The organism is Mesorhizobium sp. M0028, assembly GCF_040323855.1.
Lineage (GTDB): Bacteria > Pseudomonadota > Alphaproteobacteria > Rhizobiales > Rhizobiaceae > Mesorhizobium.
In genome coordinates, this window is record NZ_JAMYVG010000007.1 from 33,161 (window position 1) to 59,890 (window position 26,730).

A 26,730-nucleotide genomic window follows, 5' to 3' on the forward strand; every position below is an offset into this window, starting at 1 on the left:
CAGCTGCACATATCAAAAAAGAAGAAATGGAGGTTTCTGTTGCCAGGTACCTCCGAACCCCGCCTAGAAGTGCGAACCACTAGGGCTTGAATTGAAGCTATCGCACCGCTTACGCGGCGAGACGTGCTTCCGCATAGTTGTCGTTGGCAACTATAAGTTTAGCCCGATAACGGTGGTACAATGCCGGGCAAAAGTACGATCTTTACACCTTCGTCGATCCTATTTCGCCCCCAGCAAAAGCCGCTCTTGAGCAGCGGTTTTTGGTGGAGGCGCCGGGTACCGCCCCCGGGTCCGAACGGCTTATTTCATCGCCTGTTTATCACCATAGTCGGTCGAGCCGACGAGGCGAATATAGGGACTGGCGGTGGAAAATGAAAGGCCGGAATGCCACTTTCGTCCGTGTCAAAGTGGATCATCAAGGGGTTGACTTGCAGCCGGTCTCAACCGAAGCTTTGTGGCGGTGAGGAGACCCAGCGCACAGTTGCGGCAGCGCGCCACAATCCTCATCGACCGGATCCCGTGGCGCCGACGAGGGGAAATTCGATGGCCGATTATCTCGCAGACGTAAAAAAATATGATGCGGCGGCGGATGCCGACGCGGTCGCCAAGATCGTCAAGCATCTGGGCATCGCGCTCAGGAACCGCGATTCCTCGCTGGTGTCCTGCACCGACCCGGAGGAACTGAAGCGCGTCAGGAACAGCTGGGTCGCTGGCAAGCTCGGTGTCACCGACGGCGCCAAGGCGGATGCGGCTATCGAAAAGACCTGCAAGGCGATGGCGGCCGACAACAGCAAGAGCCGGGTGACGTTCTATTATCTTGTCGCCAAGGATCTGGGCATGCTCGGCTCGCTCTGAACAAACTCGCCGCTGATGCTGGCGAGGCTTCTGCTGGAATTGTCTCGCTTTGCTGTGTTCGGCCGACGGTCATTCGGCTATGATGGCTGACAACCCGAATCGGACCGGAGCCGATGCGCCAGTATCTCGACCTTCTGAAGCATGTGCTGGAAAACGGCGCAGATCGCGGCGACCGTACCGGCACCGGAACACGCTCGATATTCGGCTACCAGATGCGCTTCGACCTGGCCCGCGGCTTTCCGGTCACCACCACCAAGAAGCTGCACCTCAAGTCGATCATCCATGAGCTTTTGTGGTTCCTGGCCGGCGACACCAACATCAAATATCTCAACGATCACGGCGTCTCGATCTGGGATGAGTGGGCCGACGAGAATGGCGATCTCGGCCCGGTCTATGGCAAGCAATGGCGTTCGTGGCCGGACGGCCATGGCGGCGCCATCGACCAGATTGCGAATCTTCTGAAGGAGATACGCAAAAATCCTAACTCGCGGCGGCTGATCGTTTCGGCGTGGAACCCTGCCGAGGTAGAGGCCATGGCGTTGCCGCCCTGCCACTGCCTATTCCAGTTCTATGTTTCGGAAGGCAAGCTTTCCTGCCAGCTCTATCAGCGCTCCGCCGACATCTTTCTCGGTGTGCCCTTCAACATCGCTTCCTATGCGTTGCTGACGCTGATGGTGGCGCAGGTGACCGGATTGAAACCCGGCGATTTCATCCACACGCTCGGCGACGCGCATCTTTACTCGAACCATTTCGAGCAGGCGCGCGAACAATTGCGGCGTACGCCCAAGGCGTTGCCGACGCTATGGATCAATCCCGAGGTGAAGGATCTCTTTGCCTTCGGCTTCGAGGATTTCCGGCTCGACAACTATTTCGCCGACGCGACGATCAAGGCGCCGATCGCGGTTTAGCACCCTACCTGACTGTGCATATCGAAATTGCCTACTGCGGCTACGCCCTCGGACGTTGTCAGCATCCATCTTGATCGACCGACGTCTGTGGTGCGCGCAACAGATTCCATGCGATATTTTCTTCGACCTCGATACCGCTGTATCTAAAGGAGGTTATCGCAGGCGGAGAAAACCGCAGCTCAGAATGCCGTCGCCTGGTAAAGAGCCTTTCCTTGTTATGTTCACATGGATATATCGATGGACGGCTTCGGGCGATCCGAGACGAGGAGAGTTCATGCTGGCGCGCAAAGGTTCGACGACGATTGCCATCGCGGGTCTCGCTGCCATGCTGATGGCCGCGGTGCCGGCGGCCCATGCCGATGACAAGGTGGTCGTGTTTGCCGCGGCGAGCCTGAAGGACGGGCTCGATGCCGTCAACAAGGCCTGCGAGGCCAGTGTCGGCGAGGCGGCAACCATTTCCTACGCGGCGAGCTCGGCGCTGGCCAAGCAGATTGAAAGCGGCGCGCCGGCGGACGTGTTCATCTCGGCCGATCTCGACTGGATGAAATATCTTTCCGACAAGGAGCTGACCAAGCCCGACACCGAAGTGAAATTGCTCGGCAACCAGATCGTGCTGATCGCGCCGCAGGATTCCAAGGTTGAAACCAGGATTGAAAAGGGTTTCGATCTTGCCGGGCTCGTGGGTGACGGCAAACTTGCCATGGGCGATTTCAAGGCGGTGCCGGCAGGCAAATACGGCAAGGCGGCGCTCGAATCGCTCGGTGTCTGGTCTTCCGTCGAAGGCAACGTGGCGCAGGCCGAGAATGTGCGCGCCGCCCTAAAGCTGGTGTCGACCGGCGAGGCAGCACTCGGCATCGTCTATGCCACCGACGCGCATGCCGAGCCTGGCGTGAAGGTGGTCGGCACTTTCCCCGACAATACACATCCGCCGATCATCTATCCGGTTGCCCAGCTTGCGGATTCGAAGGGCAAGGATACCCCGGCATTCCTGAAATGCCTGCAATCCGCCAAGGCTGGCGAACTCTTCAAGGCGCAAGGTTTTACCGTGCTTGCGCCGAGCAACTGACGAACGGCCCTGAGCATGAGCTGGCTGCTGGATCTCGCTCCCGACGAATGGAATGCGGTCCGACTGTCCATCAAGGTGGCGACCGTGGCGATGATTGCCAGCCTGCCGCCGGGCGTAGCGATCGCTCTTGTGCTCGCCCGCGGCCAGTTCTGGGGCAAGACGCTGCTCAACGGGCTGGTGCATCTGCCGCTGATCCTCCCGCCGGTGGTGACCGGCTATTTGCTGCTTTTGACTTTCGGCAAGCGCGGTCCGGCCGGAGCTTTCCTGGCCGAACATTTCGGCATCGTTTTTTCCTTTCGCTGGACCGGCGCCGCGCTCGCCTGCGGCGTGATGGGTTTTCCGCTGATGGTGCGGGCGATCCGGCTGTCGATCGAAGCGGTCGACCGCAAAATCGAGGCGGCCGCCGGCACGCTCGGCGCCAATCCATTATGGGTGTTCGGCACGATCACGCTGCCGCTGATCCTGCCCGGCCTGATCGCCGGTGCGATCCTCTCCTTCGCCAAGGCGATGGGCGAATTCGGCGCGACGATCACCTTCGTCTCCAACATTCCGAACGAGACGCAGACGCTGCCGTCGGCGATCTACACTTTCACGCAGGTTCCCGGCGGCGACGCCGGCGCGCTCAGGCTGACGCTGATCTCGATCGTCATCTCGATGGCGGCACTGGTCGCCTCGGAAGTGCTGGCGCGACGCGTCGGCCGGCGGATGGACATCGAATGACGGTTCAGGTCGACATCAGCCACCGGCTTGGCGATTTCGCCGTCAATGCCCGCTTCGAAAGCGCCGGGCGGCTGACTGCGCTGTTCGGGCCTTCCGGCTCCGGAAAGACGACGCTGATCAACCTGATTGCCGGGCTGATCCGCCCGGACAAAGGCCGTATCGCGGCCGACGGCCGTGTGCTGGTCGATAGCGATGCCGGCTTGTTCATGCCGAAGCACAAGCGGCGGATCGGCATGGTGTTCCAGGACGCGCGGCTGTTTCCGCATATGAGCGTGGCGAGCAATCTGCGCTATGGCCGCTGGTTCACGCCGGCTGCTGAGCGCTACGCGGATATCAATGGCGTGGTCGAACTGCTCGGGATCGGCCATTTGCTCGACCGGCGGCCGGCAAAACTCTCCGGTGGCGAGAAGCAGCGCGTGGCAATCGGCAGGGCGCTGCTTGCCAGTCCGAAATTGCTGCTGATGGACGAGCCGCTGGCGTCGCTCGACGAGGCGCGCAAGGCCGAGATCTTGCCTTATATCGAGCGGCTGCGCGACGAGACGAAAATCCCGATCGTCTATGTCAGCCACTCGATCGCCGAAGTGGCGCGGTTGGCGAGCGACGTCGTGGTACTGATGCAGGGCAAGGTCGCTGCTTCCGGTCCAACCGGAGTGATCATGCAGCGTCTGGATCTATTGCCGGCCGAAGAGCGCGGCGAGGGCGGTGCCGTGCTGGATACCGCGGTTCTGCGCCACGACGAGGCGTTTGGCATGACCGTGCTTGGCTCGGCGGCGGGCGAGATCCGTGTGCCGCTTCTGGCAACGCCGGTCGGTGCGCCGGTGCGCGTCCGCATCCGCGCCCGCGACGTGATGATCGCCACCGAGCAGCCGGTTGGCCTCAGCGCGCTCAACATATTCCCGGGCGCGATCATGGCGATAAAGCCGGGCGAAGGGCCTACGGTCGAGATCGGCATCGACTGCAATGGCGCAACCGTGCTTGCCCGCATCACTGAACAGTCGCGGCAGACGCTAGGGCTCCAGCTTGGTCGAAAGGTCTTCGCGGTGGTCAAGACGGTGAGCTTCGACCGGGCAAATACCGGCGCCGGCCTCCCCGCCGAGGCGGATGGGTGAACGGCCGATGATTCGCTATATCGTGTTGGAATAGCGGTATCGCTGGAGAACTTGTAGAATGGCGCGACCGCGGAGGAGCAAATGCCGTCGCTGAGCTTGCGGATAAATCTCGATCCAGATGGCCGCATCGGGCCGGGCAAGATCGAGCTTCTGGAACAGATCGCTGCCTTCGGCTCGATTTCGGCCGCGGCGCGCGGCATGGAGATGTCCTACAAGCACGCTTGGGATCTGGTCGAGGACATGAACCGCGTGTTCGGCAAGCCGCTGGTTGCGGCACAGACGGGCGGCAAGAAAGGCGGTGGCGCCCAATTGACGTCGGTCGGGCTTGCGGTGGTCAGCCGCTTCCGCGCCATCGAGCGGGCTGCGTCTTCAGCAGCGGCGGCGCATATGGAGGCGCTGCAGGCCGAGATCGATGCTGCGTGAACTCGGCGGAATTCATGCCGCGCTCAATCCCTGTCACTCCTCAGGCTCGCCCGGCTTGCGCAGCAGATAGGTGTCCATGATCCAGCCCTTTTTCCGGCGGGCCTCCTCACGAGTGCTGACGATCTCGTCGCTGACGTCGCCAATCCGGCCCGAGATGATGATCTCGTCGGGTGTGCCGAGATAGGCGCCCCAGTGGACGCTAACGTCCTTGTCGGCCAGCGTGTTGAAGGCGCATTTGCCGTCCAGCATGACGATGGTGCTGCCGGCGTTTTCGGGCAGACCTTCCTCGGCGAGCCGGCGGCCGGTGGTGATCAAAATGGCGTCGCCGATGCGGTTCAATGCCATTTTGTGACTGGCTGCGAGTGCCTGGATGGCGGTGATGCCAGGGATGACCTCCAGTTCGAACGCGACATTGCCTCTGAGGCGCACGCGCTCCAGGATACGCAGCGCGCTGTCATAGAGCGAAGGATCGCCCCAGATCAGGAAGGCGCCGCAGCCATCTTCGGGGAGTTCGCCGCGAATCAGGCCTTCATAGATCGCGGCGATCGCCTCGTGCCAGTCGTCGACGGTCGAGCGGTAGGAAGGCGCCGGCTCGGCGCGCACCGGCACATCGAATTCAACGCGGCGCGAGTTCGGATCGATGACGAAGCGGTCGCAGATCTGGCGGCGCAATTCGGCGAGATCGTTCTTCTTCGCGCCCTTGTCGGGGATGAACAGCACGTCGGCCCGATTGAGGCCGTTGATGGCCTGGACCGTCATGTGCTCCGGATTGCCGGCGCCGATGCCGATGACAAGAAGCTTGCGCATGAGCGAACTCCTGCCCGATCGAGACCGGCGTGTCTAGACCGACACGACAAGCCGGCACGCGCCGGCGCGTTTGCCGAAAGGCTTTGAAACGCCACATTGAACGGCTAGAGTCATGTTGGCATTTTCGCCGGGGGAGTTTCCATGTTCCGTTACGTCCTGACCGCAGCCTTGGCGCTCTCGGCTACGCCCGCACTCGCCAATGATTCGGTCGCCGAACTCGGCACCGGTGGGCTGATCCTGTCGCGCAGCGATGCGGTGGCGATGGAAAGCGAGGATCTCTACATCTCGCCGGAAAAGGTGACGGTCGATTACGTCTTCCGCAACAACACCGACAAGGATGTCGATGCGATCGTCGCCTTTCCGATGCCCGACATCGAAGGCGACCCCGAAGAAATACCGGCGATTCCCGAGGCGCAGAGCGACAATTTCCTCGGCTTCGAAGTGACGATCGACGGGGTGCCGGCAAAGCCGCAGCTCGAGCAGAAGGTGTTCGCGCTCGCCATCGACATCGGCGCCGACCTGGAGGCGCAGGGCGTGCCTTTCTATCCATTCGGCGATGCGGCCAAGGCAGCGCTGGCAAAGCTGCCGCAAGCGGTCACCGACGACTGGGTCAACCGCGGCATCATCATCGAAGACACTGCCGATGACGGTTCGGGCATGAAGACCGTCTATACGCCGTTCTGGCAATTGCGCTCGACCTATTGGTGGCGCTCGACCTTTCCGGCCAACAAGGCGGTGCATGTCTCGCATCGCTACAAGCCGAGCGTCGGCGGCACCTCCTCGGTCAGTTTCTTCTATGACGGCCAGTTCCAGGGCCAGTATGCCCCCTACAAGACCCGCTACTGCATGGATGACACGTTCGAGAACGCCGTGCGCAAGGCAGCCAAGGACGATCCCGACGGCTACCCCAAATATTTCGAGAACCGCATCGCCTATATCCTGACCACGGGCGGCAACTGGGCGTCGGGAAACATCGGCACGTTCAAGCTGACCGTCGACAAGGGCGATCCGAAGAACCTGGTCTCGTTTTGCGGCGAAAACGTCAGGAAGATCGGACCGACGACGTTCGAGATGAAGGCGCAGAACTTCTACCCCGAGCGCAACGTTGACATATTGCTGCTGGAGCCATCCGATGGCGGGAACGGCGGCTGATGGACCTCGCGATCTACGTCGCCATCGCCGAGAACGGCGTGATCGGGCGCGAGGGTGGGTTGCCGTGGCGGCTTTCCACCGATCTCAAGCGGTTCAAGGCCGATACGATGGGCAAGCCTATCATCATGGGCCGCAAGACCTATGAAGGCATCGGCCGGCCGTTGCCGGGCAGGCTCAACATCGTGGTGACGCGGGACAGGGCATGGCGCGCCGAGGGCGTAGAAGTCGCGCACTCGATCGAGGACGCAATCGCGCTGGCGACGGTGCGCGGGCGCTGCATGGCAGGCGCCGACGAGATCTGCGTCATCGGCGGCGGCGAGATCTATGCTCAGGCGCTGCCGCTGGCCGATCGGCTGCACGTCACCCATGTGCTGGCCGCGGTCGACGGCGACGCTCATTTCCCGCCGATCGACCCGGCACTGTGGCGGATAGTCTACTCACAGGAGGTTGAGGCCGGTGAGAAGGACAGCCATGCGACACGCTATTCGGTTTACGAGCGGCGCCGCGATGTGAATTGAAGACGACAAAGCGTCGCGACAGGTCTAAATGGACCCAAAGGCGGACTGTGACGGCAGCCGATCGCGTTGAAAGCGTGCCGTTGCATCCCTATAGAAGAATAATATTGGATTTTGCGCCGGTGAGCCGGCGCTTGAGGGAATTCCAAGCGAAAGGACATTCATGCCCTGGAACGACAAGAGCGGCGGCGGCCCGTGGGGCGGCGGCAACAATCAGGGACCTTGGGGACAGGGACCCAAGGGACCCAGCGGCCCGCAGGGCTCGCCTCCTGATCTCGAGGATATCATCCGGCGTGGGCAGGATAGGTTGCGGCGCGCACTGCCGGGCGGCGGTGGCGCGAGCCCGGCGGTGTTCGGGCTGATTGCTGCGGCGCTGGTGGTGCTGTGGGCGTTCAAGGCGGTCTACACCGTGCAGCCCGACGAAGTTGCGGTGGAGCTCAGGTTCGGCAAGCCGAAGGCGGAACTCTCGCAGCCTGGCCTGCATTTCCATTGGTGGCCCATTGAAACGGTCGAGACCGCCAACATCGCCGAGCAGCTTGTCAGCATCGGTGGCGGCAGCACCAGCGGCAATGGTCTGATGCTTTCCGGCGATCAGAACATCGTCAACGTGCAATTCTCTGTGGCCTATCAGGTTTCCGACCCGAAGGCCTATCTGTTCGACGTGTCCGACCCCGGCGGCATGCTGCAGCAGGTCGCCGAAAGCGCGATGCGTGAAGCGGTCGGCCGGCGCCCGGCGCAGGACATTTTCCGCGACGACCGGCAAGGAATTGCGGCGTCGGTGCGTGAGATCATCCAGACGACGCTGGACGGCTACAAGGCCGGCCTCAACGTCAACGCCATTTCGATCGAGGATGCCGCGCCGCCGCGCGAGGTGGCGGACGCGTTCGACGAGGTGCAGCGGGCCGAACAGGACGAGGACAAGTTCGTCGAGCAGGCCAATCAGTATTCCAACCAGAAGCTCGGCCAGGCGCGCGGCGCTGCCGCGCAGATCCGCGAAGACGCGGCCGCCTACAAGAACCGGGTCGTGCAGGAGGCCGAAGGCGAGGCGCAGCGCTTCATCTCGGTCTATGACGAATATGCAAAGGCGCCGGAGGTGACGCGCAAGCGGCTTTACCTGGAAACAATGGAGAGGGTGCTGAAGGATTCGAGCAAGGTCATCGTCGAGCAAGGCAATGGGCAAGGGGTCGTTCCCTACCTGCCGCTGCCCGCATTGCAGCAGAAGGCGCCGGCACCGGCCGCCGGAGGAAACCAGTGATGGCCAACCGTCTTCCCGTCATTGCGGTCATCGCCGCGGTCATCCTGTTCCTGCTCTATTCGTCTGTCTTCGTCGTCAATGCGCGCCAGCAGGCGCTGGTGCTCAGGTTCGGCGAAATCGTCGACGTCAAGAACCAGCCAGGCATCTATTTCAAGGCGCCGTTCTCCTTCTTCGATGCCGACACCGTGCAGCTGATCGAAAACAGGGTCCTGCGCTTCGACCTCGACAACATCCGCGTCCAGGTTTCGGGCGGCAAGTTCTATGAGGTCGATGCCTTTATCGCCTATCGTATCTCGGATCCGCGCGTGTTTCGCGCCGCGGTCTCCGGCCAGATCGAACTCGCCGAGGCCCGGCTGAGGACGCGTCTCGACGCCGCCTTGCGCCGCGTCTACGGCCTGCGCGACTTCGAGGCGGCACTCTCGGAAGAGCGCGCCGTGATGATGCGCGAGGTACGCGATCAACTGAGGCCCGACGCCACCTCGCTTGGCCTGCAGATCGAGGATGTCCGCATCCGCCGCACCGATCTCACGGCTGAGGTCTCGCAGCAGACCTTCGACCGCATGAAGGCCGAACGTCTCGCCGAAGCCGAGCGGCTGAGGGCGCGAGGCAATGAGGCAGCGCAGCGGATCAGGGCCCGCGCCGACCGCGAAGTGGTGGAAATCGTCGCCGAAGCGCAAAAAGAGTCTGAAATCCTGCGTGGTGAAGGTGAAGCCCAGCGCAGCGCGACGTTTGCCGGGGCCTATCAGCGCGATCCGGCCTTCTTCGATTTCTATCGATCGATGAATGCCTATGGCACGGCGCTGAACAGCACCGGAACGACGATGGTGCTGTCGCCGAATTCCGAGTTCTTCCGCTTTTTCCGCGACCCGAACAGCAAGGAAACGCTCGCGGCACCGGCGGCACCACCGCCAGCGCCGCCCGCTCCCGCCGCGCCAGCGGCACAGCCAGGCACCGGCCAGTAGGGCCGGTGCAGGGGAAGCCGGCGTAACGGAGGATTTATCCTCTGGCGGTAGCCGTAGCCGCAAACGTGCCTTATTTCTTGCCAACATGACGCGACGCGGCGTTTTTGCCGAAGCGCTTTTTTAGAACACCCGGAGGCCTTTCGATGACATCCACCACCCTTCTGCGTGCAGCGAGGCGGACGTTCATCGCCGGGGCCACTGCGCTTCTGGTCGGCGCAGTTGCCGTTCCGTCGTTCGTGACGCCGACAGTGGCAGCCGACGGGCCACCCTCGGTTGCCGATCTCGCCGCCGGCCTGCTCGGCGCGGTGGTCAACATCTCGACTTCGCAGACGGTGAAGGGCACGGAGGGTCCGGGCGCCGTGCCGATGCCGCAGCTCCCGGAAGGCTCACCCTTCCAGGACTTCTTCGACGATTTCTTCAAGAACCGTGGCGGCGACAAGGGCGGCGGCGGGCAAAAGGTGCAGTCGCTGGGCTCCGGCTTTGTGGTCGACGCCGAGCAGGGCATCGTGGTGACCAACAACCACGTCATTGCCGATGCCGACGACATCGAGGTGAATTTCTCCGACGGGGTGACGCTCAAGGCGACGCTGGTCGGCACCGACACCAAGACCGACGTCGCGGTGCTGAAGGTCGATCCGAAAGGGCACAAGTTGACAGCGGTGAAGTTCGGCGATTCCAACACGATGCGTGTCGGCGACTGGGTGATGGCGATCGGCAATCCGTTCGGTCTCGGCGGCACGGTGACGGTCGGCATCGTCTCGGCGCGCAATCGCGACATCAATTCCGGCCCGTATGACGACTTCATCCAGACCGATGCCGCGATCAACCGCGGCAATTCCGGTGGACCGCTGTTCAACAGCAGCGGCGAGGTCATCGGCATCAACACGGCAATCATCTCGCCGTCGGGAGGCTCGATCGGCATCGGCTTCTCCATTCCGTCGCAGCTCGCCTCGGGCGTAGTCGACCAGCTTCGCCAGTTCGGCGAGACGCGGCGCGGCTGGCTCGGTGTGCGCATCCAGCCGGTGACCGACGACATTGCCGAAAGCCTGGGCATGGCGACCGCCAAGGGCGCGCTGGTTGCCGGCGTCATCAAGGGCGGACCGGTCGACAACGGCACCATCCAGGCCGGCGACGTCATCATCAAGTTCGACGGCAAGGACATCCATGAAATGCGCGACCTGCCGCGCGTCGTGGCGGAAAGCCCGGTCGGCAAGGCGGTCGACGTGATCATCGTGCGCAAGGGGGTCGAGCAGACCGTGAAGGTGACGCTCGGCCGACTCGAGGACGGCGAAAAGCTTGCCAGCGGCGGTGAAAACGGCAACACCGACCAGGACGATGCCGACAAGGCGCCTGCCGTTTCGACGGCTGCCGTGCTTGGCATGACGATCGGCGAGCTCAACGACGAGACGCGCACGAAATTCGGCATCGCCGCCGACGTCTCCGGCGTCGTCGTGACCGACGTCACCAAGGATTCAGCCGCTGCCGAACGCGGCATCCAGCCGGGCGAGGTGATCACCGAGATCGCGCAGGAATCGGTCGCCACGCCCAAGGACGTCATGGACCGGATCGGCGCGCTGAAGGAGCAAGGGCGCAAGAACGCGCTTTTGATGCTGGCGTCGAAGACCGGCGAGCTGAGGTTTGTGACAATCCGGATGGATTGAGTACGGAAGAGCCTGTAACACTCTGATCTTGAAAAGAAAAAGGGCGGCTAGCGGGCCGCCCTTTTTCTTGCTTGCCAGTCTGTGCGTGACAGCCTGTAGAAGACATGTCGCCTGAGTGCGGTGTGGCTGTCCGGAACACCGGGATGGTCGAAGTCGGAGGCCGGGTCGGCGATCATGTTCAGGCGCTCCATGACGGCAGTGGACCGGCTGTTATCCTTGACGGCGAAGGACACGATTTCGTGGAGGCCAAGTCTTTCAAAGCCATAGGTGAGCCAGGCTTCGGCTGCTTCGGTGACATAGCCGCGGCCCCAGAATTCGGGTGCCAGCCGCCAGCCGATCTCGATCGTGCCGGGCGGCAGGAAGGGCAAATGATCGGTTCGGGTTATGCCGACGAAGCCGATGCATTCACCTGTGGCTGTGATCTCAGCGGCCGCGAAGCCGAAGCCGTTGCGATCGATAGCGGCGCGCAACTCCTCCATCTTGGCGTCAGCCTGGGCGCGGTCGCGGCGAAACGGAAAGAATTCCATGACGCGCTCGTCGGAATTGATGCGATGGAAGAGCTCGCGGTCACGATCTTCCCAGTTGCGCAGGATCAGGCGCTCGGTGCGGATCGGCGTCATTCGATAAATTCTTTCCGGCGATAACCCTGCAGATAAAGCAAGGCGGTGAGGTCGCCGTGGTCGATGCGGATCTTTGCCTCGGCTGCCACGGCCGGCTTGGCGTGCAAGGCGACGCCGATGCCGGCAAGACGGATCATGTCGAGATCGTTGGCGCCATCACCCACGGCAATGGCATCGGCAGGCGTCAGGCCGAGGCGGGCGGAAATCTCGATAAGGGCTTCGGCCTTGGCGGCGCGGCCGAGGATCGGCTCGGCGACCAAGCCGGTGAAGCGGCGATCCTGCTCGATCAGCCGGTTGGCGCGATTTTCGTGAAAACCGAGCAATGCTGCGATGCGGGTGGTGAAGATGTCGAAACCACCGGAGATCAGCGCCGTCCAGGCGCCGTTGGCCGCCATTGTCTGGACGAGCGTGCGACCGCCGGAGGCAAGCGTCAGGCGATTGTCGATGATGCGGTCGATGATTGCGGCATCGAGACCCTTAAGCAGCGCGACGCGCTCGCGCAAGGCCGGCTCGAATGCGATCTCACCGTTCATCGATCGCGCCGTGATGGCGGCGACGCGATCCTTGACGCCGATCTCGTCGGCAAGCTCGTCGATGCATTCCTGCTCGATCATCGTCGAATCCATGTCGGCGATCAGGACCTTCTTGCGCCTGTTCTCAGCCGGCTGGACGGCCACGTCGATGGGTTCGGAAGCAAGCGCGGCATGCAGGCGGGCCGTTATTTCGGAAGCTTCGGCGGTCTCCGGCAAATCGAGCTCGCAGGCGATGCCTTCGGCCAGCCAGCGAACAGCGCTTGCGCCGACCAACCGCGAGGCCATATTCGCTAGCGTCGGCGTCAATGCGCGGCCGGCGGGATGGGATAGAAGCGTGGCGATCAGCGGCATCGAAAATTCCAGCAGACAGGCGGGCGAAGGTCGCGTGAAGAACGCGATCCTGATAGCCGGGCCGACCGCCAGCGGCAAGTCGGCACTCGCACTCGACCTCGCCGAGCGCAATGGCGGTGTCATCGTCAACACCGATTCCATGCAAGGCTATTCGGTGCTCGACGTGCTGACGGCGCGGCCTGGTCCTGCCGAACTCGCCCGCGTCCCCCACTTTCTTTATGGACACGTCGATCCGTCCACCGCCTATTCCACCGGCGCCTGGTTGCGTGATGTCATGAAGCTGATCGACGACGGCACGCTTTCGGCGCGGCAAGTGATTTTCGTCGGCGGCACCGGGCTTTATTTCCGGGCACTCACGGAAGGTATTTCGGAGATGCCCGACATTCCGCAGTCGATCCGCGAGCGCTGGCGCTACGAGCTCCAGGAACAGGGCGCGGTGAGATTGCACCGCATCCTGTTGCGCGAGGATTCTGCGGCCGGCATGGTGCTGAAGCCGACGGATGGCCAGCGCATCGTGCGGGCGCTGGAGGTGCTCGACGCGTCGGGCCGTTCCATCCTGGACTGGCAGGCCGCGCGTGGCCAGCCGTTGATCGACAGAAGCAGCGCGCGCTTTTTCGTCATCGAGCCGGAGCGGGCGGCGCTGGTGGAGCGGATCGATGGCCGCTTCGACCGCATGCTGGACAAGGGGGCATTGGACGAGGTGAAGCAGCTTTCAGTGCTCGGCCTCGATCCCGACCTGCCGGCGATGAAGGCAATCGGTGTTCGCGAGCTTCAGGCCGCGCTGGCCGGCGCCATCAGTTTTCCCGAGGCTATCGAGCGTGCGAAGATCGCGACGCGGCAATATGCAAAGCGGCAGGCGACCTGGTTCAGGCACCAATTGGGTCCGGAATGGCACAGGTTGCGTCCCGGTGAGGGGATCAACTGGGTGATCTCACCCCCTCCTTCGAGCGCAACCTGAAAAGTCGACATCGAGGGGACATTTCGCGTTGAAGTTGTCCAGGTTAACTGTCCGTAAGCTCCCGCATGCCATAAGATCGATAGGAACTTTTCAACGGGGAGCAGATGCATTTCCACAAGGCGGAATCAGCGTTTTTCGTCTTTATTTTTGTGATCCTGGCCGCCGGCCTGGTGACGCTTTACGCCTATGGACTCCTGCAAACCCTGGCGGCCGACATTAGCAATACGCCTTCGGAACTCGATGAAATCGTCTATCTCAACAAGCTGCTGTTTGCGATCGGCGTGCTGCTGGCGACTGCGCTGTTCTTCGGCATTTTCTTCATCTATCCGCTGATCCGAAAGCAGGCGACGGAAGAAGGCAAGCTGCGCGCGATGACAGTTTCACTCAGTGCGCGCTCGGAGACGCTGGAGCATGCGGCGCTGACCGACAGCCTCACCGGCATGCAGAATCGGCGCTATTTCGACGATGCGCTGAAAGAATATCTCGAGGAGTTTCGCCGCATCGAAAAACCAGTCGGGCTGATGATCCTCGATCTCGACCACTTCAAGCAGGTCAACGACAGCCACGGCCACGATGTCGGCGACGAGGTGTTGCGGGCGGTCGCCAACTGTCTCAAGGACATGACACGCTATCACGACGTGGTGGCGCGCCTGGGCGGCGAGGAGTTCGCGGTGGTCACGCCCAATATGGACGCCGAGCTGCTATCCAAATTCGCCGAGCGCATCCGCAAGGCGATCGCCAGCATGTCGGTGCTGACAGGCAATGTCCGACTGAAAATCACCACCAGCGTCGGGCTTGCCGTCTGGGACCGCAAGGAAACCGCCGAGGAGTTCTATCGCCGCGCCGACCGCCAGCTCTATGAGGCAAAGAGGCAAGGCCGCAACCGCGTCTGCGCCTGAATCCCGTCATTAAATTCGTGATGCTGGAAATTCGGGATGCTGGCCGTCTGGTGCCGTTTTCTGCGCTTCCGGCGCTCGCAGACCGACGTCGCCAAGTAGGCTGAGACGGCGCCTTGCAAGGCTTGTGGGAGATAGAGGTGTTGCCGTGATCAAATCCGACCTCTCCGATCTTTACCGAGGCTATATTGCATGTCTGAACAAGCAGGATTGGCCAATTCTGGGGCAGTTTGTTCATGATGAAGTGATCCACAACGGTCGGCCGCTCGGATTATCCGGGTACCTCGAAATGTTGGAGAGAGACTTCGATGAAATTCCGGACCTTTATTTCGACATTCGGCTATTGGTTGCCGATCCGCCTTATATAGCGAGCCGGCTAAGCTTCGACTGCGCGCCAAGGGGAACGTTCCTTGGGCTTGATGTAAGCGGGAAGAGAATTTCGTTTGCCGAGAACGTATTCTATGAGTTTCAGAGAGGGAAAATTCGCCAGGTGTGGTCAGTTATAGACAGGGCAGCCATCGAAGCTCAGCTTTGATACCTGCGGCCGCACCGATGAGGTCTGCCTAAAAGTCGCCGACTCATTCGTTTTGCGGGCGTAGCCCGAAGGTCGCCGGCTTGAGGCCGTAGCGCAAGTCGAAATCGTCGCTCCGCTGGGTGCGTGCGGCCGGCGGTTTTCGATAGTCCGAGTCGCCGGCCTGCCGGCCCGGATCGACGACTTCCGCGAAAGGCATTGCCTGTTGTGATTTCGGCACGTTGCGCAGCCGTTCGACGATCGCCACGAGGTCGACCTCGTCGCCGGTTTCGGAGGGCAAGGCGTCCTCGCGCTTAGCCGTGCCGGGGATCAAATCCTCGGAGAGTTTTTCGAATTTCATCCGCATCGTCGTCGCCACGCCTTCTCCGAAGGCAATGGCCTCGCGCTGCCCCATGGAAGACAGGAACGCCAGCGTCGAAGCCGAGGAATCGGCGATCGCCGAGCGGATGATCGCCTGGTCCTGCTCATTGGCGAGCCGCATGGCGAAGAACGTCGAGCACTGCGACAGGATGGTCGGATCAAGCTCGCCCGGGCGCTGGGTGACGACGCCGAGATAACAGCCATATTTGCGGCCTTCCTTGGCGATGCGCGACAGCGCGTGCCGGGTCGGCGCGAAACCGAGGCGCGGATCGGCCGGCATATAGCGATGCGCTTCCTCGCACAGGAAGAGCAGCCGCAAGCGGCCTTCGCTCCACAACGCCAGGTCGAACGCCAGCCGCGCCAGCACCGAGCATACGGAATTGACCACCTCGGACGGCATACCGGCCATTTCGAAGCAGGTCACCGGGCGGCCGTGATGCGGCACGCGGAAAATGTTGCCGATCGTCTCGTGAATGGTGTCCTCGATCAGGCGCGAGTTGAACATGAAACGGTAGCGCGGATCGGATGCCGCCGATTCGATACGTGTCTTCAGTGACCTGAGGGTTGGACGATCGTTCTTGCTTTCCAGCAATCCCATGCGTTCGTCGACCAGCTTGATGAGGTCGGCAATGCGATAGGGTACCGGCGCGTCGGCGGTCAGCGCGTCGGTGCTGCGCCGCAGGTAGTTGCCGGTGTTCGGATTGCGATAGAGGTTCTTGGCCGCGGGAATGAGATCGCGCAAGGCGTCGACCTCTTCCGGCACCGTCTCGCGGCCGCGAAACAGCACCTCGGCGAATTCCTCGAGTTTGAACATCCAGAAAGGCAGGTCGAGCGTCGTCGAATCGACCCTAAAGCAATATTCGGGCAAGGACGCGGCGAACTCGTTGTGTGGATCCAGGATGAGCACGCGCAGGTCGGGCCGGGCGGCGATCGACTTGCGCAAGAGCAGCGAGACGGCGGTCGATTTGCCGACCCCGGTCGTGCCGACAATGGCGAAATGGCGCGCCAGCGTATCGTCGATGGCAATATTGGCGTCGATGGCCTCGTCCTGCGACAGCGTGCCGATGGTAATCGAATGACGCCCGGCGAGATCGTAGACGGCCTGTAGGTCGCGGCTGCGGATACGATGGGCAATGGCGCCGATATGCGGATAGGTCGTGATGCCGCGGTCGAATACCGGCTTGGCGCCGGGTTCGGCGCCGTCGCGCACCTCGCCAATCAATTCGATGCTGACCTCGATCGGATTCTGGCCCTCGCTGCTCCAGGCACGATCCGACTTGCCGATTTCGTAGACCAGTCCGACGGTTCGTGATGTACCGAGATTGATCGAGATCATCTTGCCGACGCTCCATAGGCCGGTGACCGTGCCTTCGATATCGTCGGCATAGGCGCTGATGGTGGCGCGCGCGCCATCGCATTGCACGACATTGCCCAGAATCCGCTTGTCGTTCTGCTCCGCCCTGCGGCGCTCCAGCAAAGTCGGTTCACCAATGGAGGTTTCGCGTTCGACGAGCATGGACAGGCCGATCCCCTTTTCCCAAACAATGAGCCTAGGCGAACGGCGTTAAGGTGGGGTGAGGCCGGATGGTTTAGCGGACGTTAAGCGGTTTGCGAAAACTGGACGAAACGGCCGTTGCCGGAGCGCGTGATTTCGCTATAGTGGATGAATGGATAATATAGCGAACGATATCTCATCGATTATCGGCAGAAGGATACACGCCGAAAGGGTGGCTCGCAGCTGGTCTCTCGCGGAACTGGCGGAGCAGTCCGATGTCTCGAAAGCCATGCTGAGCACGATCGAGCGCGGCATGACGAGCCCGACGGCGGCGCTTCTTGTGCGCATTGCGGCCGCGTTCGGCATGACGCTTTCCACTTTGATCGCAAGGGCGGAGTTGCAAGGCGGTGGCCTGCTTCGCGAACGTGACCAGCCGGTCTGGCGCGATCCGTCTACGGGTTATGTGCGGCGGCACCTTTCGCCGGTTTCGGACATGCCGCTCGAACTGATCCGGGTCCAACTGCCGGCGGGCGCCAAGGTGAGCTTCCCGGCGGCCTCCTATGCCTTCATCAGACAACAAATCTGGCTGATCTCCGGGCAGCTTGAATTCATCGAGGGCGACGTCGTTCACAGGCTCGAGCCCGGCGACTGCCTGGCGCTCGGCGCGCCATCCGATTGCGTCTTCCACGCTCCGGGACCGGACGCCGCCGACTATCTGGTTGCATTGGCCAGGAGCTGAGACGATGGCGCGCCGTCCGAAACGCTCCGACAATGGCGGTCCGCCGCTCGACGACTACGACGGTCCGCCTTGGGGCAAGGGAGACCCCTATATCTTTCTTGCCTGGCGGACCGCCCATGCCCAGGCATGGAAAGTGCCGAGCCGCGAGATCATGCTGATGCGGCTGGACAAGGCCGAGCGGCTGGGCCTGACTTATGAGGAATACACGCTCGAACTGCTGGAACGCGGGCGACATCTGCAAGAGGAAGACGCCGAGCGCATCGGGGAAATCCGCCGAGCCAGGAAGCGGAAGCGGACCAGTCATTTCGGCTAACGGTGCAGGCCATGCTGCCGCTCGATGCACTGCCGTTCCCGTTGCACACAGAGGAGACCACATGGATTCAATAGAAATCAACCTGCTCAGCAATACTGCCGGAACGAAAAAAATGCTGGTCGATTTGCTGATCGGCACGGTTGCCGCCGGCGGCTCGGTCAGCTTCATGCATCCCTTGGCGCCGGAGATGGCCGCAGCCTTCTGGAACAAGTCGCTTCAGGCGGTCAACAGAGGCGAAAGGGCGGTGCTCGGGGCCTGGAACGGCGAGGCTCTGGTCGGCACCGTCACCTTGCTGCTCGACTGCCCTCCCAACCAGCCGCACCGGGCCGAGATCGCCAAGCTGATGACCCGCCTCAATTATCGCGGCAAGGGCGTCGCAACCCGCCTGATGGAGGCGGCGGAAGCCGTTGCCATGGAGAAAGGCCGCACGCTGTTGGTGCTGGACACGGCAAAAGAGGAAGGGGCTTCCGGCCTCTATGAAAAGCTCGGCTTCACGCTGGGCGGCGAAATACCAGATTATGCGATGAAGCCGCATGGCGGGCTGACAGGCACCCTCATCTACTGGAAGCGCATTGGTACAGTCTGATCCGGCCCGCGCACATTCGCCGTTGACAGCACCATCAAACCAATTCTATTGTCCGCGACCATGAAAACGGCACTCATTCTCGTAGGAAAGCGCGTGGGCAAGGCGGTGTAACCGCCAGGCGGTGACCTCCCATGCGCAAGACACAGGCTCCCTCGGGGGCCTTTTTTATTGCCCGAAACACGACTAAACGACCAGCAATCGCCCGATGGCGAACAGTACGGGACCAGACCGATGAGCAGTGGACAGAATGAGCGGCGCGAAACGCCAAGAACCGAGATGACTGGCGCCGAAATGGTGGTGCAGGCGCTGAAGGACAATGGCGTCAAGCATGTTTTCGGCTATCCGGGCGGCGCGGTTCTGCCAATCTACGATGAAATCTTCCAGCAGGACGAGGTCGAGCACATCCTCGTTCGCCACGAGCAGGGCGCTGGCCACGCGGCGGAAGGCTATGCGCGCTCGACCGGCAAGGCCGGCGTCATGCTGGTGACCTCCGGGCCGGGCGCGACAAACGCGGTGACGCCATTGCAGGATGCGCTGATGGATTCGATCCCGCTGGTCTGCCTGACCGGCCAGGTGCCGACCTCGCTGATCGGCTCGGATGCGTTCCAGGAGTGCGACACGGTCGGCATCACGCGGCCCTGCACCAAGCACAACTGGCTGGTGAAGGACGTCAACCAGCTCGCGGCAACGATCCACGAGGCCTTCCATGTGGCAACGACAGGGCGCCCCGGTCCGGTCGTCGTCGACATCCCTAAGGACGTTCAGTTCGCCAAGGGCATCTATGTCCCGCCGCAGACGGCGCCGCGCACCAGCTACCAGCCGAAGGTCCAGGGCGACCTGGAGAAGATCAAGGCGGCGGTCGAGCTGATGGCCGGCGCCAGGAGGCCGATCATCTATTCGGGCGGCGGCGTCATCAATTCCGGCCCGGAGGCGAGCCATCTGCTGCGCGAGCTGGTCGACCTGACCGGCTTCCCGATCACCTCGACGCTGATGGGCCTTGGCGCCTATCCGGCGTCGGGCAAGAACTGGATGGGCATGCTCGGCATGCACGGCACCTATGAAGCGAACATGGCGATGCACGATTGCGACGTCATGCTCTGCATCGGCGCGCGCTTCGACGACCGCATCACCGGGCGGCTGACAGCGTTTTCGCCGAATTCGAAGAAGATCCACATCGACATCGACCCGTCTTCGATCAACAAGAACGTCCATACCGACGTGCCGATCATCGGCGATGTCGGCCGTGTGCTGGAGGATCTTGTGCGACTGTGGCGGGCAACCGCCAAGGCCGACAAGAAGGCGCTTCACCCGTGGTGGGAGCAGATCGCCAAATGGCGCGCGCGCGATTCACTCGCCTACAAGATGAACCATGAGGTGATCATGCCGCAATATGCCGTCCAGCGGCTTTATGCGCTGACCAAAGACCTCGACACCTACATCACCACCGAAGTCGGCCAGCACCAGATGTGGGCGGCGCAGCACTATCATTTCGAGAAGCCGAACCGCTGGATGACCTCCGGCGGGCTGGGCACGATGGGCTACGGCCTGCCGGCCGCGCTCGGCGTGCAGATCGCGCACCCGGATGCGCTGGTCATCGATATCGCCGGCGACGCTTCGGTGCAGATGACGATGCAGGAGATGAGCGCGGCGGTACAGCACGAGGCGCCGATCAAGATCTTCATCCTCAACAACCAGTACATGGGCATGGTGCGGCAATGGCAGCAGCTGCTGCACGGCAACCGGCTGTCGCATTCCTATACCGAGGCGATGCCGGATTTCGTCAAGCTCGCCGAAGCCTATGGCGGCCACGGTATTCGCTGCGACAAGCCGGACGAGCTCGATGACGCCATCAAGGAGATGATCGCGGTCAAGAAGCCCGTCCTGTTCGATTGCCGCGTGGCGACGCTCGCCAACTGCTTCCCGATGATCCCGTCCGGCAAGGCGCATAACGAGATGCTGTTGCCTGATGAGGCGACCGACGAAGCTGTCGCCAACGCGATCGACGCCAAGGGCAGGGAACTGGTGTAGCCTGGTTCAAGGAAGCTGTGCGGAAACAGCAGATTAGCACAAAAGTTTGAAATCGAGATTCATGTCATGAACGCACAGTTGCAACCGACCGGCTCCGCCTATTTCATCGCCAAGGAGACGGAAAAACCAGAGAACCACACGCTTTCGGTCCTCGTCGACAACGAGCCGGGCGTGCTTGCCCGGGTCATCGGCCTGTTCTCCGGACGTGGCTACAACATCGAGAGCCTGACGGTCTCGGAAACCGAGCACGAAAAGCACCTGTCGCGCATCACCATCGTGACGCGCGGCACGCCGCACGTGCTGGAGCAGATCAAGCACCAGCTCGAGCGCATCGTGCCGGTGCATCGTGTCGTCGATCTCACTGTGCGATCGCAGGAATTCGGACAGGAGCGGCCACTGGAGCGGGAGCTCGCGCTGGTCAAGGTCGCCGGCACCGGCGAATCCCGCGTCGAGGCGCTCAGGCTCGCCGATGCATTCCGCGCCAGCGTCATCGACGCCAACACCGAGCATTTCATCTTCGAGATCACCGGTAAGGGTTCGAAGCTCGATCAGTTTATCGCCATCATGAAGCCGCTCGGGTTGGTCGAAATCTGCCGTACCGGAGTGGCGGCGATGAACCGCGGCCCGCAGGGGATGTAATCGTCCTGCTCGCATTGATTAGGGGAACGGCATGACCTTCGACGCATTCTTCGCCCTGCTGGTTTATGCCTTCGTGACCTCGATCACGCCGGGTCCGAACAATTTCATGCTTTTGGCCTCGGGTGTGAACTTCGGCTTGGTCAAGACCGTGCCACACATGCTCGGCATCGGCTTCGGCTTCCTCGTGCTGTTGCTTGCCGTAGGCTTCGGGCTTGGGGCCGTGTTGACGGCCTTTCCGGTGCTGCATACCGGGTTGAAGATCGCCGGCGGCCTCTACCTGCTTTATCTGGCCTGGAAGATCGCCATGTCGCGCTCGCTCGGCGGCGAAGGCGAGGCGAAGGGCCAGCCGATGCGCTTCATCGAGGCTGCGGCTTTCCAGTGGGTCAATCCTAAGGCCTGGGTGATGGCGATTACGGCCATGGCCGTCTATACCAATCCGGAACGCCCGTTTGTGTCCGTGGTGCTGATCGCGGCCGCTTTCGCCGTCGTCATGCTGCCGAGCATTTCGACTTGGGCCGGTTTCGGCATGGCGCTGCGCGGTTTTCTGGCTGATGCGGTGCGGCTCAAATGGTTCAACATCGCCATGGGCGTGATGCTTGCGGCGACGCTGTGGCCGATGCTGCGTTAGCTGCCGTTTTATTGTGCACTGCACATTAAATCTTCGTAATGACGGCTTTTGGCCCTTTTTCGCCTTCGGCATTCTCTATTATCTGGCAAAAGCGCGGCAAGAGGCTGCGAGTTGAGCTAGACTGCGGCCACCGGATAGCGGCGTGTCGGATCGAGAGGCCTTTTGTCGATGCGCGGAAAGATCGTATTTGCGGTGATTGCTGCAGCCTGCGTTGCCGCGGCGGCGTGGCTTTATCATTCGCCCACCGCAATGAGCGGTCTTCAGCAGATGCTGTCGGCGAAGCAGACGACGGCGGCGGCGGACAAGCCCGCTGCAGCGGCAAATGCCGCGCGTTCGACTTCGGTGGTTGCCGCCACCGCCTCGACGGCCGATTTCCCGGTCCGGCGCTATGCCATCGGCTTTGTGTCCTCTCCCGCCGTGGTCAGCATCAACGCACGGGTCTCAAGCCAGATCGTCGCAATCGCGGTCAAGGACGGACAGATGGTGAAGGCCGGCGACCTTCTGTTCTCGCTGGACGATCGCTCATTGAAGGCCCAATTGGCACGCGATCAGGCGACGCTCGCAAAAGACCAGGCGCTGCTTGCCAGCGCCACGGCCGATCTTCAGCGCGCCAAAAATCTCGTCGCCAGGCAGGCCGGAACACAGCAGACCTATGATCAGGCCGTCGCGGCGCAGAAATCCGCCGCGGCCACTGTCGACGCCGATAAGGCGACGATCGATGCGGACGAGGTCCAGCTTGGCTTTGCCACGATCAAAGCGCCGATTTCCGGCAGGCTTGGCGCGGTCAGCGTCGCGGTCGGCGACCTCGTCACCACCAGCAACGGCAGCAGCACGTCGACGCCGCTGGTGACGATCACGCAGGTCGACCCGCTGCAGGTGAACTTCAATCTTCCGGAAAGCGATCTTGCCTTACTGCACAAGGCGCTGGCGGCGCCGCAGCAAGGCGCGGTGACGCTGACCAAGGACGGCGACCCGAAGCCGATCGGCAAGGGAACGCTGGATTTCGTCGATTCCAGCGTGGACACGGCATCCGGCACCATCGCAACGCGGGCCAGCGTGCCCAACGCCGATCTTTCGCTGTGGCCGGGCCAATATGTAAATGTTGTGCTCGATGCCGGCATCATGCCGCAAATGACGTCCGTTCCGACGGTCGCCGTCCAGCCCAGCCAGAAGGGGCCGTTCGTCTATGTGATCAAGCCGGACAACACCGTTGAAATGCGGCCCGTGCAGGTCGCGCTGACAGAAGGCGCCAACACCGCGATCAGCCAAGGATTGGAAAGCGGCGAGCGTGTCGTCGTCGAAGGCCAGACCAAGCTGAAAAACGGCGCGGCGGTCCGCGAAGGCAAGGCCTCGACCGGTACCGACGACCAGGCGACTCCGAAGGTCGCGGAGGCCGACAGGACGGGCGGAACACAGCCATGATTTCCGAATTCTGCATCCGCAGGCCCGTCGCCACGCTGCTCATGTCGTTCGCCTTGGTTCTGGGCGGGCTATTTGCTTACAAATTCCTGCCGGTCGCGGCGCTGCCAAGCGCGGAATTTCCGGTTGTCAACGTCTCGGCCTCGCTGCCTGGGGCCTCGCCGGAAACCATGGCGACCTCGGTGGCAACGCCGCTGATCAAGCAGTTTGCCACTATCGCCGGCATCGATTCGATCTCGACGACCAATTCGCTCGGCACGACCTCGATCGCCATTCAGTTCGTGCTCAACCGCGACATCGATGCAGCCGCCGCCGATGTGCAGGCGGCGATCGCACGCACGCAACGACAATTGCCGCCGGAGATGACCAGCCCGCCGAGCTATCGCAAGGTCAATCCAGCCGACGCGCCGATCCTGCTGATGTCGCTGGTCAGCGACACCATTCCGCTGACCGATCTCGATGCCTTTGCCGAGAATGTGATTTCGCCGTCGCTGTCGACGATCGACGGCGTTGCGCAGGTTTCGATCTACGGCCAACAGAAATATGCCGTCCGCGTCCAGATCGATCCGACGGCGCTCGCCGCACGCGGCATCTCGATCGACCAGCTGCAGACGGCCATTGCCTCGGCCAACAGCAACACGCCGCTCGGTGTGCTCAAGAACAACAAACAGCAGCTGACCATCACGGCGAACACGCAGCTGACCAACGCGGCGGGATTCTCCAACATCATCATCGCCACCAAGAACGGCCATCCGGTGCGGCTCGGCGAGGTGACCCGCGTCATCGATTCGGTCGAGACCACGACGACGGCAAGCTGGTATGACGGCACCCGCGCCATCATCATGGCGGTGCAGCGTCAGCCGGATGCCAATACCGTCGATGTCGTCGACCGCGTCAAGGCGATGCTGCCTTCCTTCGAGGGTCAGATGCCGGCAGCTGCGAGCATCCAGTTGCTCAACGATCGCTCGACATCGATCCGCGAGGCGGTCGACGACGTGCAGTTCACGCTCCTGCTCACTATCGCGCTGGTGGTGATGGTGATCTTCCTGTTCCTGCGCCGGGTGACGGCGACGGTGATCCCGGCCGTGGCGGTGCCGATTTCGCTCATCGCCACTCTGGGCGTGATGTACCTGTTCGGCTTTTCCATCGACAACATCTCGCTGATGGGACTGACGCTGGCGGTCGGCCTTGTCGTCGACGACGCCATTGTCATGCTGGAAAATATCTTCCGGCATATGGAGGAGGATGGGCTCTCGGCAATGGAGGCGTCGCTCAAGGGCGCCCGCGAAATCGGCTTCACCATCATCTCGATCTCGATCTCGCTGGTCGCCGTGTTCATTCCCGTGCTTTTGATGGGCGGCGTGATCGGGCGCATCTTCAACGAGTTCGCGGTGGTGGTGACGGTCGCCATCCTGGCATCGATGTTCGTCTCGCTGACGCTGACGCCGATGCTGTGCTCGCGGCTATTGTCGTTATCGAAAGCCGAGCAGAAAGCAGCGCACGGTGAAGGCCATAGACAAAACGTCTTCATGCGGGGCTATGACCGGCTGCTGACATTCTGCCTGCGCCACAATTTCCTGGTTTTCCTTGTCTTCCTGGTAACCGCCGGGCTGTCGGTGTGGCTGATCCAGATATCGCCGAAGGGCTTCTTCCCGCAGGAGGATATCGGTCAGGTCTCGGTGACGACCATCGCGCGCCAGGACATTTCGTTCGACGCCATGGTGAAGCTGCAGGGGCAAGTGGCTGATGTCTTCACCCATTCGCCCTATGTCGCGCATGTCGGCTGGTCGGCGGGCAGCGGAAACAATGCGCTCAACCAGGGCCAGCTCTTTGTGCAGCTGAAGGACAAGGACCAGCGCCCCAACATCGACAAGGTGCTTTCGGATCTGCGGCGCCAGCTTGCCAATGTGCCCGGCATCGAAACCTACATGCAGCCGGTGCAGAACCTGCGGCTCGGCGCGCGTTCTTCGGCGAGTGCCTACCAGCTTGCCGTGCAGGGCCTCGATACCGGCCTGACGAACGTCTGGGCGCAAAGGCTGACGGACGCAATGGCCGCCGATCATGCCGCCTTCACCGACGTGACCAATGACCTGCAGAACAACGCGCTACAGGCGACGCTGGTGATCGACCGCGACAAGGCGGCGAACCTCGGCGTCGATACCGACACGCTGCGCTCCAGTCTCTATGGCGGTTTCGGCACCCAGCAGGTGTCGACCATCTTCGGCTCGGCCGACAGCTACGACGTGATCATGGAGCTCGACCCGAAGATCGAGTGGTCGCCCGAGCGGATGCTGGCCATCAAGGTGAGAACGGCGAGCGGCAGCCTGGTGCCGCTCGGTGCGTTCGCTCGCGTCGATCGGACCGCCGGTGCTTTGACCGTCAACCAGCTCGGCCAGCTTCCGGCTGTGACCATCTCCTACAATCTGCCGCAGGGCGTGGCCCTCGGCGACAGCGTGAGCCACATCAACGCGCTGAAGGACAAGATCGGCATGCCGCCGACGATCTCGACCGCCTTCTCGGGCACGGCGAAGACGTTCCAGGATTCGCTTTCCAACCAGGGGCTGCTGATCGGCGGCGCGATCCTGACCATCTATATCGTGCTCGGCATGCTCTATGAGAGCTTCATCCATCCGCTCACCATCCTGACCGGGCTTCCATCGGCGGTGCTCGGCGCGCTGGTGGCGTTGCGGCTGGCGGGGATGGATCTGTCGGTGATCGCGGTGATCGGCATCCTGATGCTGATCGGCATCGTCAAGAAGAACGGCATCATGATGATCGACGTGGCGCTGGAACTCAGGCGCGAGGGGATGTCGCCTGTCGAATCCATCCACAAGGCCTGCCTGATGCGCTTCCGGCCGATCATGATGACTACGCTTGCCGCGCTGATGGGTACCATCCCGATCGCGCTCGGCACCGGCGCCAGCGCGGAATTGCGCCAGCCTCTCGGCGTGGCGGTGGTCGGCGGCCTTGTCGCCTCGCAGGCACTGACGCTGTTCGTCACGCCCGTCATCTACGTCTACATGGAGCATTTTTCCGGCTGGCTCGTCAGCGTATGGGCGGGGCACCGGGGCGAGCCGAGCCCGGTCGAGGCGGTCGACCAGCCGTCACTGTTCGACGACGAGGAAGAACCGGTGCCGCAGAAGGCGGCAGCCGAATAGCACTGGCCCAAGCCGTGGTGCTTGCGGCCGGAGGTCCGCGAT

The 26,730-nt window shown here is 62.3% G+C and carries 26 protein-coding genes and 1 other RNA gene; 22 read left to right on the top strand and 5 right to left on the bottom strand.

What is annotated here, in order from left to right:
- Positions 1-25: 25 nt before the first annotated feature.
- Positions 26-381, bottom strand: a transfer-messenger RNA (tmRNA) gene (gene ssrA / locus NKJ93_RS15515).
- 162 nt (positions 382-543) lie between these two features.
- Here ssrA and NKJ93_RS15520 point away from each other — a divergent pair.
- The 6 genes from NKJ93_RS15520 (at position 544) to NKJ93_RS15545 (ending at position 5,081) form a co-directional block, all read left to right on the top strand.
- Positions 544-855: a DUF2853 family protein gene (locus NKJ93_RS15520; RefSeq protein ID WP_023676702.1), complete on the top strand. Its 312-nt coding sequence runs from the start codon at positions 544-546 to the stop codon at positions 853-855.
- A gap of 113 nt (positions 856-968) precedes the next feature.
- Positions 969-1,763 carry a thymidylate synthase gene (locus NKJ93_RS15525; protein WP_352482986.1) on the top strand — a complete coding sequence of 265 codons (795 nt, stop codon included), beginning with the start codon at positions 969-971 and terminating at the stop codon, positions 1,761-1,763.
- 274 nt (positions 1,764-2,037) lie between these two features.
- Positions 2,038-2,829, top strand: coding sequence for a molybdate ABC transporter substrate-binding protein (gene modA / locus NKJ93_RS15530; RefSeq protein WP_031194508.1), 792 nt, complete (start codon positions 2,038-2,040; stop codon positions 2,827-2,829).
- Between the two features lie 15 nt (positions 2,830-2,844).
- Positions 2,845-3,549, top strand: a complete 705-nt coding sequence (gene modB / locus NKJ93_RS15535) for a molybdate ABC transporter permease subunit (protein WP_352495174.1) — start codon at positions 2,845-2,847, stop codon at positions 3,547-3,549.
- Positions 3,546-4,658 carry a molybdenum ABC transporter ATP-binding protein gene (modC, locus tag NKJ93_RS15540; protein WP_023720813.1) on the top strand — a complete coding sequence of 371 codons (1,113 nt, stop codon included), beginning with the start codon at positions 3,546-3,548 and terminating at the stop codon, positions 4,656-4,658. The genes modB and modC overlap by 4 nt, the downstream gene beginning before the upstream one ends.
- A gap of 81 nt (positions 4,659-4,739) precedes the next feature.
- Positions 4,740-5,081 (top strand): winged helix-turn-helix domain-containing protein, encoded by a 342-nt coding sequence (locus tag NKJ93_RS15545; protein WP_023676697.1) that lies wholly within the window; start codon positions 4,740-4,742, stop codon positions 5,079-5,081.
- Between the two features lie 33 nt (positions 5,082-5,114).
- Here the strand turns inward: NKJ93_RS15545 and cobF are convergent, their stop codons facing one another.
- Positions 5,115-5,888, bottom strand: coding sequence for a precorrin-6A synthase (deacetylating) (cobF, locus tag NKJ93_RS15550; protein ID WP_352590017.1), 774 nt, complete (start codon positions 5,886-5,888; stop codon positions 5,115-5,117).
- Positions 5,889-6,029: 141 nt separating this feature from the next.
- On the opposite strand from cobF, the gene NKJ93_RS15555 reads away from it, so the two are divergent.
- From NKJ93_RS15555 to NKJ93_RS15575, 5 genes are all read left to right on the top strand, one after another.
- Entirely contained in the window at positions 6,030-7,040 is a 1,011-nt protein-coding gene (locus NKJ93_RS15555) for a DUF4424 domain-containing protein (protein ID WP_352590020.1), read from the top strand.
- Positions 7,040-7,558 carry a dihydrofolate reductase gene (locus tag NKJ93_RS15560; RefSeq protein WP_023720810.1) on the top strand — a complete coding sequence of 173 codons (519 nt, stop codon included), beginning with the start codon at positions 7,040-7,042 and terminating at the stop codon, positions 7,556-7,558. The genes NKJ93_RS15555 and NKJ93_RS15560 overlap by 1 nt, the downstream gene beginning before the upstream one ends.
- 160 nt (positions 7,559-7,718) lie before the next feature.
- Positions 7,719-8,810, top strand: a complete 1,092-nt coding sequence (gene hflK / locus NKJ93_RS15565; protein WP_352495176.1) for an FtsH protease activity modulator HflK — start codon at positions 7,719-7,721, stop codon at positions 8,808-8,810.
- On the top strand, positions 8,810-9,772 hold the full coding sequence (hflC, locus tag NKJ93_RS15570) for a protease modulator HflC (protein WP_023720808.1): 963 nt from the start codon (positions 8,810-8,812) through the stop codon (positions 9,770-9,772). The genes hflK and hflC overlap by 1 nt, the downstream gene beginning before the upstream one ends.
- A gap of 143 nt (positions 9,773-9,915) precedes the next feature.
- Positions 9,916-11,433 (top strand): DegQ family serine endoprotease, encoded by a 1,518-nt coding sequence (locus NKJ93_RS15575; protein WP_352590023.1) that lies wholly within the window; start codon positions 9,916-9,918, stop codon positions 11,431-11,433.
- Positions 11,434-11,480: 47 nt separating this feature from the next.
- Here NKJ93_RS15575 and NKJ93_RS15580 read toward each other — a convergent pair whose 3' ends face one another.
- Together NKJ93_RS15580 and serB are read right to left on the bottom strand one after the other, a co-directional pair.
- Positions 11,481-12,053, bottom strand: a complete 573-nt coding sequence (locus NKJ93_RS15580) for a GNAT family N-acetyltransferase (RefSeq protein ID WP_023720806.1) — start codon at positions 12,051-12,053, stop codon at positions 11,481-11,483.
- Entirely contained in the window at positions 12,050-12,937 is an 888-nt protein-coding gene (gene serB, locus NKJ93_RS15585) for a phosphoserine phosphatase SerB (RefSeq protein WP_023720883.1), read from the bottom strand. Before serB ends, NKJ93_RS15580 begins: the two co-directional genes overlap by 4 nt.
- On the opposite strand from serB, the gene miaA reads away from it, so the two are divergent.
- The 3 genes from miaA (at position 12,927) to NKJ93_RS15600 (ending at position 15,326) form a co-directional block, all read left to right on the top strand.
- Positions 12,927-13,895, top strand: coding sequence for a tRNA (adenosine(37)-N6)-dimethylallyltransferase MiaA (gene miaA, locus NKJ93_RS15590; protein WP_352590219.1), 969 nt, complete (start codon positions 12,927-12,929; stop codon positions 13,893-13,895). The two genes, serB and miaA, sit on opposite strands and share 11 nt — an antisense overlap.
- Positions 13,896-13,999: 104 nt before the next feature.
- Entirely contained in the window at positions 14,000-14,794 is a 795-nt protein-coding gene (locus tag NKJ93_RS15595) for a GGDEF domain-containing protein (RefSeq protein WP_023720804.1), read from the top strand.
- Positions 14,795-14,939: 145 nt separating this feature from the next.
- The gene (locus tag NKJ93_RS15600) at positions 14,940-15,326 is read left to right on the top strand and encodes an ester cyclase (protein ID WP_352495179.1); all 387 of its coding nucleotides are present in this window, start codon (positions 14,940-14,942) and stop codon (positions 15,324-15,326) included.
- 43 nt (positions 15,327-15,369) lie between these two features.
- Here NKJ93_RS15600 and NKJ93_RS15605 read toward each other — a convergent pair whose 3' ends face one another.
- The gene (locus tag NKJ93_RS15605) at positions 15,370-17,199 is read right to left on the bottom strand and encodes an ATP-binding protein (RefSeq protein WP_352515709.1); all 1,830 of its coding nucleotides are present in this window, start codon (positions 17,197-17,199) and stop codon (positions 15,370-15,372) included.
- A gap of 151 nt (positions 17,200-17,350) precedes the next feature.
- Here NKJ93_RS15605 and NKJ93_RS15610 point away from each other — a divergent pair, with 151 nt between their 5' ends.
- From NKJ93_RS15610 to NKJ93_RS15645, 8 genes are all read left to right on the top strand, one after another.
- Positions 17,351-17,917, top strand: a complete 567-nt coding sequence (locus tag NKJ93_RS15610; RefSeq protein ID WP_023720801.1) for a helix-turn-helix domain-containing protein — start codon at positions 17,351-17,353, stop codon at positions 17,915-17,917.
- A 4-nt stretch (positions 17,918-17,921) separates the two neighbouring features.
- Complete coding sequence (locus tag NKJ93_RS15615) at positions 17,922-18,230, top strand: hypothetical protein (RefSeq protein ID WP_352547049.1); 309 nt, start codon at positions 17,922-17,924, stop codon at positions 18,228-18,230.
- Positions 18,231-18,291: 61 nt separating this feature from the next.
- On the top strand, positions 18,292-18,816 hold the full coding sequence (locus NKJ93_RS15620) for a GNAT family N-acetyltransferase (RefSeq protein WP_023720799.1): 525 nt from the start codon (positions 18,292-18,294) through the stop codon (positions 18,814-18,816).
- 231 nt (positions 18,817-19,047) lie between these two features.
- Positions 19,048-20,844, top strand: a complete 1,797-nt coding sequence (locus NKJ93_RS15625) for an acetolactate synthase 3 large subunit (protein ID WP_352495182.1) — start codon at positions 19,048-19,050, stop codon at positions 20,842-20,844.
- Positions 20,845-20,910: 66 nt separating this feature from the next.
- A complete protein-coding gene (ilvN, locus tag NKJ93_RS15630) occupies positions 20,911-21,483 on the top strand; it encodes an acetolactate synthase small subunit (RefSeq protein ID WP_023720797.1) in 573 nt (190 codons plus the stop codon).
- A gap of 31 nt (positions 21,484-21,514) precedes the next feature.
- Complete coding sequence (locus tag NKJ93_RS15635; RefSeq protein WP_352483004.1) at positions 21,515-22,111, top strand: LysE family translocator; 597 nt, start codon at positions 21,515-21,517, stop codon at positions 22,109-22,111.
- 168 nt (positions 22,112-22,279) lie between these two features.
- Complete coding sequence (locus tag NKJ93_RS15640) at positions 22,280-23,533, top strand: efflux RND transporter periplasmic adaptor subunit (RefSeq protein WP_352483005.1); 1,254 nt, start codon at positions 22,280-22,282, stop codon at positions 23,531-23,533.
- On the top strand, positions 23,530-26,688 hold the full coding sequence (locus NKJ93_RS15645) for an efflux RND transporter permease subunit (protein ID WP_352483007.1): 3,159 nt from the start codon (positions 23,530-23,532) through the stop codon (positions 26,686-26,688). The genes NKJ93_RS15640 and NKJ93_RS15645 overlap by 4 nt, the downstream gene beginning before the upstream one ends.
- Positions 26,689-26,730: the final 42 nt, after the last annotated feature.

What these genes read in the sequence shown, in the direction of transcription:
- NKJ93_RS15645 (WP_352483007.1), top strand. Translation starts at nt 23,530, where the DNA reads ATGATTTCCGAATTCTGCATCCGCAGGCCCGTCGCCACGCTGCTCATG.
- NKJ93_RS15620 (WP_023720799.1), top strand. Translation starts at nt 18,292, where the DNA reads ATGGATTCAATAGAAATCAACCTGCTCAGCAATACTGCCGGAACGAAA.
- NKJ93_RS15555 (WP_352590020.1), top strand. Translation starts at nt 6,030, where the DNA reads ATGTTCCGTTACGTCCTGACCGCAGCCTTGGCGCTCTCGGCTACGCCC.
- NKJ93_RS15575 (WP_352590023.1), top strand. Translation starts at nt 9,916, where the DNA reads ATGACATCCACCACCCTTCTGCGTGCAGCGAGGCGGACGTTCATCGCC.
- NKJ93_RS15610 (WP_023720801.1), top strand. Translation starts at nt 17,351, where the DNA reads ATGGATAATATAGCGAACGATATCTCATCGATTATCGGCAGAAGGATA.
- ilvN (WP_023720797.1), top strand. Translation starts at nt 20,911, where the DNA reads ATGAACGCACAGTTGCAACCGACCGGCTCCGCCTATTTCATCGCCAAG.
- modB (WP_352495174.1), top strand. Translation starts at nt 2,845, where the DNA reads ATGAGCTGGCTGCTGGATCTCGCTCCCGACGAATGGAATGCGGTCCGA.
- modA (WP_031194508.1), top strand. Translation starts at nt 2,038, where the DNA reads ATGCTGGCGCGCAAAGGTTCGACGACGATTGCCATCGCGGGTCTCGCT.
- NKJ93_RS15640 (WP_352483005.1), top strand. Translation starts at nt 22,280, where the DNA reads ATGCGCGGAAAGATCGTATTTGCGGTGATTGCTGCAGCCTGCGTTGCC.
- hflK (WP_352495176.1), top strand. Translation starts at nt 7,719, where the DNA reads ATGCCCTGGAACGACAAGAGCGGCGGCGGCCCGTGGGGCGGCGGCAAC.
- modC (WP_023720813.1), top strand. Translation starts at nt 3,546, where the DNA reads ATGACGGTTCAGGTCGACATCAGCCACCGGCTTGGCGATTTCGCCGTC.
- NKJ93_RS15625 (WP_352495182.1), top strand. Translation starts at nt 19,048, where the DNA reads ATGAGCAGTGGACAGAATGAGCGGCGCGAAACGCCAAGAACCGAGATG.
- NKJ93_RS15560 (WP_023720810.1), top strand. Translation starts at nt 7,040, where the DNA reads ATGGACCTCGCGATCTACGTCGCCATCGCCGAGAACGGCGTGATCGGG.
- NKJ93_RS15605 (WP_352515709.1), bottom strand. Translation starts at nt 17,199, where the DNA reads ATGCTCGTCGAACGCGAAACCTCCATTGGTGAACCGACTTTGCTGGAG.
- NKJ93_RS15615 (WP_352547049.1), top strand. Translation starts at nt 17,922, where the DNA reads ATGGCGCGCCGTCCGAAACGCTCCGACAATGGCGGTCCGCCGCTCGAC.
- NKJ93_RS15595 (WP_023720804.1), top strand. Translation starts at nt 14,000, where the DNA reads ATGCATTTCCACAAGGCGGAATCAGCGTTTTTCGTCTTTATTTTTGTG.
- NKJ93_RS15520 (WP_023676702.1), top strand. Translation starts at nt 544, where the DNA reads ATGGCCGATTATCTCGCAGACGTAAAAAAATATGATGCGGCGGCGGAT.
- NKJ93_RS15545 (WP_023676697.1), top strand. Translation starts at nt 4,740, where the DNA reads ATGCCGTCGCTGAGCTTGCGGATAAATCTCGATCCAGATGGCCGCATC.
- NKJ93_RS15525 (WP_352482986.1), top strand. Translation starts at nt 969, where the DNA reads ATGCGCCAGTATCTCGACCTTCTGAAGCATGTGCTGGAAAACGGCGCA.
- NKJ93_RS15635 (WP_352483004.1), top strand. Translation starts at nt 21,515, where the DNA reads ATGACCTTCGACGCATTCTTCGCCCTGCTGGTTTATGCCTTCGTGACC.
- NKJ93_RS15580 (WP_023720806.1), bottom strand. Translation starts at nt 12,053, where the DNA reads ATGACGCCGATCCGCACCGAGCGCCTGATCCTGCGCAACTGGGAAGAT.
- hflC (WP_023720808.1), top strand. Translation starts at nt 8,810, where the DNA reads ATGGCCAACCGTCTTCCCGTCATTGCGGTCATCGCCGCGGTCATCCTG.
- cobF (WP_352590017.1), bottom strand. Translation starts at nt 5,888, where the DNA reads ATGCGCAAGCTTCTTGTCATCGGCATCGGCGCCGGCAATCCGGAGCAC.
- serB (WP_023720883.1), bottom strand. Translation starts at nt 12,937, where the DNA reads ATGCCGCTGATCGCCACGCTTCTATCCCATCCCGCCGGCCGCGCATTG.